Annotated in this window: 8 protein-coding genes; all 8 read right to left on the reverse strand. The window is 47.3% G+C overall.

The window, feature by feature from the left end; all coding sequences use genetic code 11:
- Positions 1-210: 210 nt before the first annotated feature.
- Positions 211-1,644, reverse strand: a complete 1,434-nt coding sequence (locus QOR82_RS08580) for an APC family permease (protein ID WP_283584334.1) — start codon at positions 1,642-1,644, stop codon at positions 211-213.
- Positions 1,645-1,800: 156 nt separating this feature from the next.
- The gene (locus tag QOR82_RS08585; RefSeq protein WP_283584335.1) at positions 1,801-2,664 is read right to left on the reverse strand and encodes an aldo/keto reductase; all 864 of its coding nucleotides are present in this window, start codon (positions 2,662-2,664) and stop codon (positions 1,801-1,803) included.
- 77 nt (positions 2,665-2,741) lie between these two features.
- Positions 2,742-3,692, reverse strand: a complete 951-nt coding sequence (locus QOR82_RS08590) for a DNA/RNA non-specific endonuclease (RefSeq protein WP_283584336.1) — start codon at positions 3,690-3,692, stop codon at positions 2,742-2,744.
- A gap of 62 nt (positions 3,693-3,754) precedes the next feature.
- On the reverse strand, positions 3,755-4,126 hold the full coding sequence (gene rplS / locus QOR82_RS08595) for a 50S ribosomal protein L19 (RefSeq protein WP_283584341.1): 372 nt from the start codon (positions 4,124-4,126) through the stop codon (positions 3,755-3,757).
- Positions 4,127-4,270: 144 nt separating this feature from the next.
- On the reverse strand, positions 4,271-5,032 hold the full coding sequence (trmD, locus tag QOR82_RS08600; protein WP_283584337.1) for a tRNA (guanosine(37)-N1)-methyltransferase TrmD: 762 nt from the start codon (positions 5,030-5,032) through the stop codon (positions 4,271-4,273).
- Positions 5,033-5,035: 3 nt separating this feature from the next.
- The gene (gene rimM, locus QOR82_RS08605; protein ID WP_283584338.1) at positions 5,036-5,545 is read right to left on the reverse strand and encodes a ribosome maturation factor RimM; all 510 of its coding nucleotides are present in this window, start codon (positions 5,543-5,545) and stop codon (positions 5,036-5,038) included.
- Positions 5,546-5,609: 64 nt separating this feature from the next.
- Positions 5,610-5,870 carry a KH domain-containing protein gene (locus QOR82_RS08610; protein WP_283584339.1) on the reverse strand — a complete coding sequence of 87 codons (261 nt, stop codon included), beginning with the start codon at positions 5,868-5,870 and terminating at the stop codon, positions 5,610-5,612.
- Positions 5,871-5,882: 12 nt separating this feature from the next.
- Positions 5,883-6,158: a 30S ribosomal protein S16 gene (rpsP, locus tag QOR82_RS08615; RefSeq protein WP_283584340.1), complete on the reverse strand. Its 276-nt coding sequence runs from the start codon at positions 6,156-6,158 to the stop codon at positions 5,883-5,885.
- Between the last annotated feature and the right edge of the window lie 202 nt (positions 6,159-6,360).

The following is a 6,360-nucleotide window of genomic DNA, read 5'->3' on the forward strand; positions in this document are numbered from 1 at the left end:
TACCTGATGTCACGCCGAATGGCGTTTTTTATTTACCACCAACTGGGTGGCTAACTTCATTCTATAATCCACCATTTTTTTAATTTATGTTGCACTTGAATTGTAAATTCTCACTAAATAATCTTAGAGAAATACTTTCCTATCCTCTATTTCAAAAGGGATGATCACGCTACATAACGCAATCATCCCTTTTGTTATACTTCCAAAAACTTATTTATTCTCTTTTTTTTGAAGCGCTGAGTGACGAATCCCGTAAATGAAGTAGATTACCACCCCAATCAGGAACCAGGCACCCGCATAAAGTTTAGCCGCTGAATCCAAACCGAGGAAGACAATTAGAGCTGCCAAAAAACCAAGTGCTGGCAGAACCGGATAAAGCGGCATCTTAAAGGCTGGTTTGCTGATATCCTTGCCTTCCCGCTTCCGCAGGGCATAGATACCGAGTGACACAAACATAAAGGCAATCAGGGTCCCAGCGGAAACCAACTGTGATAAGAAAGCAAATGGGAACATGGCACTGATGATGACTGTCACAATGGTCAGGACCAATAAGGAGTTATTCGGGCGGCCGGCTTTATCAAGTTTGCCCAGGAAGCGTGGCAGCATCCCATCACGGCCGAAGGAGTAAATCAACCGCGAGCCAGCGAGCATCATCCCGATGAGGGCGGTCAGCATCCCGACCACCGCAATTGTTTGGACAACAACTGCCACCATTGGGTGTCCAGCCGTCCGCAGAGCCAGCCCAACTGGTTCAGCACTGTTCAGGTACTTGTGGTATGGTACCATCCCGACCAGAACTAACGAGGTTACAACAAACAGCGCCACAGCAATCAGTAGGGAACCTAAAATCCCACGGGGCATCGTCTTTTGCGGATTGATCGCTTCAGCAGAGTTAGCCGCAATGGAGTCGAAGCCAATATATGCCAAGAACAGCATGGAAACACCGGCGTAAATCCCTTGCCAACCACCGAAAGGTCCGTTAGCGGTAGCCTTGTATTGCGGGATAAAAGGAACATAATTGTGCGCTTTAACCGCCGTCAAACCGACGACAATGAAGAGGAGGATTGCCCCAACCTTTAGGACCACCAGGATATTTTCAATCCGAGCTGCATTGGAAACCCCACGACTAATCATGAAGGAAACAAAGAGCAAGACGACAACGGCTACTAAGTCGATTACCCCGTGCTGCGTCCCGAACGCGTTGGAAAGCGACGCTGGCAACTTCCAGCCGAGTGGTGCAATTAGTGCCCGGAAGTTTGACGATAGCCCCGAAGCAACGAAGGCCAAAGCAATAAAGTACTCTGCCAGCAGGGCCCAGCCGGCAATCCATCCAAAGAATTCGCCAAAAATAACGTTGATCCAGGAATATGCCGACCCGGCAAAGGGCATCGCTGCCGCCATTTCAGCGTAGGCAAAGGCCACCAGTCCAGCGACGATTGCGGCCAGTAAATACGAAATCGCAACGGCTGGACCAGTGTGCAGTGCCGCCACTTCACCAGGCATCGTAAATATTGATGCTGAAACAATCGTCCCAACACCCAGTCCAAGAAAATCACGCACACGGAGTGAGCGTACCAGGTGACTATCTTTGTCCTGGTAAACACTTGGATCTTCTTTGCGGGTCATGGTTTTCCATAAACTCATATAATAAATCCCCCTCTGTTCAACAACGAAATGAACGTTGCATTAAAAAATTATGAGTTTATTCTAACAAAATGGTAAAGACTCGTCAATAGGCAAAAGAAAAGCGACACCAGAACTTTCATTTCTTTGGTGTCGCTTATTCTAATCTTATTTTAATTAGTTTTTGAAGTGGTGTGGGTACTGCTTATCATTTTCGTAAACCAATTCCGGTTCCTGGCTAACCCGCTTATAGTGGTCGAGCGTGGCAATCTTTTTCATTTCGTCAGCCGTCAATTCAAAATCGAAAATATCCGCATTTTGTTTGATTCGTGCCACGTGAACAGACTTTGGAATGAAGGAATTACCAACCTGAAGCTGCCAGCGCAGGATAACCTGAGCCACTGTCTTATCATGGTTGGCAGCAATTTCTTTCAGGACTGGATTGTCCATCATTTGTCCCCGAGCCAGCGGGGCCCATGCCTGCATCACAATCCCATTCTCCTGGCCGAAGCGGCGCATCGGAGCTTGTTGCATCTGCGGCGTCAATTCAATCTGGTCCAGAACCGGCATTTCGTTGGCCTGGGTCTTCAGCAGTTCCAGATGAGCCATCGTATAGTTGGAGACCCCGATGGAACGGGTCAAGCCCTCTTTTTTCAGCTCTTCAAAAGCCCGCCAAGTATCAAAGAACTTGTTGTGAACTGGCCAGTGTACCAAAATCAGGTCCACATAGTCCATCCCCAAACGCTTCAGAGAGTCCTTTAAGGAATCGATAGCTGGCTGAAAACCCTGGTTGCTTTCGGCGATCTTCGTCGTCACAAAGTACTTGTCACGAGCAACATTCAAGCTCCGCAAGGCACTACCGATCATCTCTTCGTTATTGTACATTTGGGCAGTATCAAAAAGCCGGTAACCAGTGTCGTAGGCGGTCTGAATTGCCGTCTCCATTTCACTTGGATCAGTTACCTTGTAGGTCCCAAAACCTTCCTGAGGAATCTTATTACCATCGGCAAGTTGCAAATAAGTATCACTAATTGAAGCCATATTATTCTCCTTCACTTCTTTATTCAAAACTCTTAAAACTTATTATACCTTATTTCCGGGCAAAAGGCGCCGCTAGTTCATTTTCCCAACTGAGTCGGGTTACTAGTCCGGTAGTAAGTGCGCTGTTGGCTCGCCATTGGCCATCGGTAGGTGCCGGTCACCTTTATCGCATCACTCTGCCCCTGGCCCTGGACATCCTGATTATCACTAGCCAGGGGAACCGCAACCTGCATATGATCATCTGGCCAGCTCGTGCCATCTTGGTAGTTAAAAGCGGTACCCGGTTCAACATTCAGTAAGTAAACATTAAAGTTCAAACTCCCATCCGTCGACAAGGCCTGAAGGTTAATCCCACGCGCCATTTGCTCGCTACCCCGAAAGATCGGTGTCGCCTGATAGATAACCTGATGATGGTCTTCGATCGCGTGACGGACCCGGGTCTCATAGATTGTCTGCAAAGCTTGGTTAGTAAAATCAGTTTCAGTAAACAGATTACGGGGATTATCCTGATCGCCACGGGCCTGCCGCCCATTATACCGTCCGGTTTGCGGGTCGATACCGCCCGTCAGAGAGTAAGCAATTAGGTGGCCACGGTTATAGATCATTTTTTGGTTGCGATTATCATGCCAACCGCTAGGGTCCGTCCGCTGTTGAATTCGCAGGGCCGTATTAGCATGATTATGCCAGTTGAGCATCGCTACCGTCGACGAAGAAGTGCGGCCAAGGGAATCAAGCTGCTGATAAACAACCTGATCATGTCGCCAGGCTTTGGGATTCAGGGTCGATTTACCGCCATTCACTTGATAGACAGCACTGTGACCGCTGACAAAGTTAATCCTGGCTAATTGTTGGTACTGTTTTCTCGTCAACCCACCAATTTCACTGCTAGAACGCGGATCACGACTAGCATAGTTGCTCTGCCGCTGAACTTGCTGCCAAACAGGAAGGGCCAGTAAGACAGCAGCCGTGATGATGAAAGAAAGTAGGCCCCAGGTCAGCCATGAGATGACTCTAAAAATTTTTTGCACTGGCGTTCACCTCAAAATAAAAAGCCCACGGTGGTAAAACCATCGCAGGCAAAAAGATTAACTTAGTCCTTAGCTTGGGCGTCGCGACGCTTTTCAGCAATCCGCGCAGCCTTACCAGTCCGCTTCCGCAGGTAGAAGAGCTTGGCGCGACGAACCTTACCATGACGAAGAACGTCGATCTTTTCAACACGTGGTGAGTGAAGCGGGAAAGTCCGTTCAACACCAACCCCGTTACTGATCTTCCGAACAGTGTAAGTAGCGCTAATACCAAAACCATGGCGCTTAACAACGACACCTTCGAACATTTGAACACGTTCACGCTTACCTTCAACGATCAGTGCGTGAACTCGAACAGTATCACCAGCACGGAAGTCCGGAATATCGTCCCGAAGCTGGCTGGCAGTGATCTTTTCCATAAATTGATTTTGACGCATAATCTCTAATCCTTTCGCCGACATTCATGTCCACCTGAACAGCGGAATATCGTTATTAACGGCTAAATAGCCATTGACTAATATAGCATAAGGCTCCGTCCTGCGCAAGACTTTTGTCAAGTAGAATTACTTTATACTTCATCTTTACTTAGGAGCATCCGGATCCTCATCAATCTTAATGTCCTGAAGCATCCGTTTTTGTTCGGTCGTCAGCTGGACTTTGTTCAACAAGTCTGGGCGACGCAAATAGGTTCGCCGCAGCGACTCTTTCATCCGCCAAGAACGGACTTTACCGTGATCCCCGCTCAGTAAGACTGGTGGGACTTTCATCCCCCGAAAATCAGCTGGCCGCGTATATTGGGGATACTCCAATAAGCCGTCACTAAATGAATCATCTCGTGGTGATTCCTGATTGCCAAGAACACCAGGAATGAAGCGCACCGTAGCATCGATCATTACCATCGCAGCCAATTCACCACCCGTCAGCACGTAATCGCCCAACGAAGCCTCATCAGTAACCAGCTGACGAATTCGCTCATCGTAACCTTCATAATGTCCACAGATAAAGGTCAAATGTTCTTCTTTTGAAAGTTCCTGGGCATATCCTTGATCAAAACGCCTGCCAGCCGGATCCATCAAAATCACCCGGCCCTTTGGATAATTGGCCTTTGCGGCGGCGTCCTGCGTGGCCTTGAAGGCATCAAAAATTGGCTGAGCTTCAAGCAGCATCCCCGCGCCGCCACCAAACGGTGCATCATCAACATGATTATGCTTGTCCGTTGTGTACTTTCGGAAGTCCGTGATGTTAATATCTAATAAATCAGCCTCCTGGGCCTTGCCAATGATGGACTCGCCCATTGTTGCCCCAAACATATCCGGAAATAAGCTTAGTACATCAATTCGCATGTTCTATTCCAATCCCTCCATTAGTTCCACTTCGACTAATCCGTCTGTAAGATCAACATCCTTAATGACATCTGGAATATTGGGCAGTAAAAGATCCTTTTGGTGCGGCCGGCCGACGACCCAAACATCATTAGCGCCTGTTGGCATAATCTCCTTAATTGTTCCGATTTTTTGTCCATCAGTGGTTTTGACCGTCAAGCCAATAATTTGGTGGTAATAATACTGACCTTTCGGCAGTGGTTGAAGTTGGTCTTCACCCACCTCGAGGGTGCAATTTCGGAAGACCAGCACATCATTAATATTGTCCAGGCCCTTAAATTTTACCAGACAAAATTGTTGGTGCGGTCGACTATTTTCCACCGTCAGTTCCTGCCGTTGTTCATCACCCAGTTTAACAAAAAGCTGTGCTCCCGGAGCAAAACGCTCCTCAGCAAAATCAGTTACGACCGCGACCTTCACCTCACCGCGAATTCCGTGGGTATTGATGATCCGTCCAACTTCGTAATATTGCATTCGAATTCTCCTTATATATAAGAAAAGAACCGCAGCTAAGCGAGCTTGCTACGGTCCTTACTAATTAATGACGATAATCTTTAATCCGAAACCGAATTTTTTTAGTATTTGCGTGCCGATCACGACTACCCTCAACGATAGTTCGCAATGACGCCGCCACGTGTCCTTGACGGCCAATCAGGCGGCCAACATCACTCGGCGCAACCGATAGATAATAGTGCCGGTAACGACCCTTATCATCTAAACTGACCTTTACCGCCTCGCGATGTTTAACAAGTGGCGTCACTAAAGTTCTAATCAGTGCCTCGGGATTAATCTCAGTCATGAATGCTTATCACTACTTCTTTGCGTACTTAGCTTCGTGGAACTTTTGCATCACACCAGCAGCTTGCAGCATGTTGCGAACCGTGTCTGATGGTTGAGCACCCTTGTTAAGCCAGTCAAGAATAGCATCTTCATCAAACTTAACTTGCTTGGGGGTAGTCAGCGGATTGTAAGTACCAACAGCAGTGATAAAACGACCGTCACGAGCGCGACGTGAATCAGCGACAACGATCCGGTAGAATGGGTTCTTCTTTGAACCCATGCGCTTTAAACGAATCTTTACGGACATCAACCTACACCTCCTCAGATATTTTTAACATGTTTAAATATACCAGCCTTGTCATTAATTGTAAAGTAATTTTCCTTAACAGTTCGCAAAATTCTAAAAAAAGGGAGCGTCGCTGGATATTCCATCTGACGTGTACCCAAAAAGTTGGAAGTTGAATATTCTGGCTTGATAATTGAATAAATATTTTTTCTAGGCAACTAGA

It is taken from the genome of Limosilactobacillus difficilis (assembly GCF_947387495.1).
Taxonomy (GTDB): domain Bacteria; phylum Bacillota; class Bacilli; order Lactobacillales; family Lactobacillaceae; genus Limosilactobacillus; species Limosilactobacillus difficilis.

Coding starts and splice junctions, on each gene's coding strand:
- QOR82_RS08610 (WP_283584339.1), bottom strand. CDS start 5,870: ATGACTGAGATTAATCCCGAGGCACTGATTAGAACTTTAGTGACGCCA.
- trmD (WP_283584337.1), bottom strand. CDS start 5,032: ATGCGAATTGATGTACTAAGCTTATTTCCGGATATGTTTGGGGCAACA.
- rimM (WP_283584338.1), bottom strand. CDS start 5,545: ATGCAATATTACGAAGTTGGACGGATCATCAATACCCACGGAATTCGC.
- rplS (WP_283584341.1), bottom strand. CDS start 4,126: ATGCGTCAAAATCAATTTATGGAAAAGATCACTGCCAGCCAGCTTCGG.
- rpsP (WP_283584340.1), bottom strand. CDS start 6,158: ATGTCCGTAAAGATTCGTTTAAAGCGCATGGGTTCAAAGAAGAACCCA.
- QOR82_RS08580 (WP_283584334.1), bottom strand. CDS start 1,644: ATGAGTTTATGGAAAACCATGACCCGCAAAGAAGATCCAAGTGTTTAC.
- QOR82_RS08585 (WP_283584335.1), bottom strand. CDS start 2,664: ATGGCTTCAATTAGTGATACTTATTTGCAACTTGCCGATGGTAATAAG.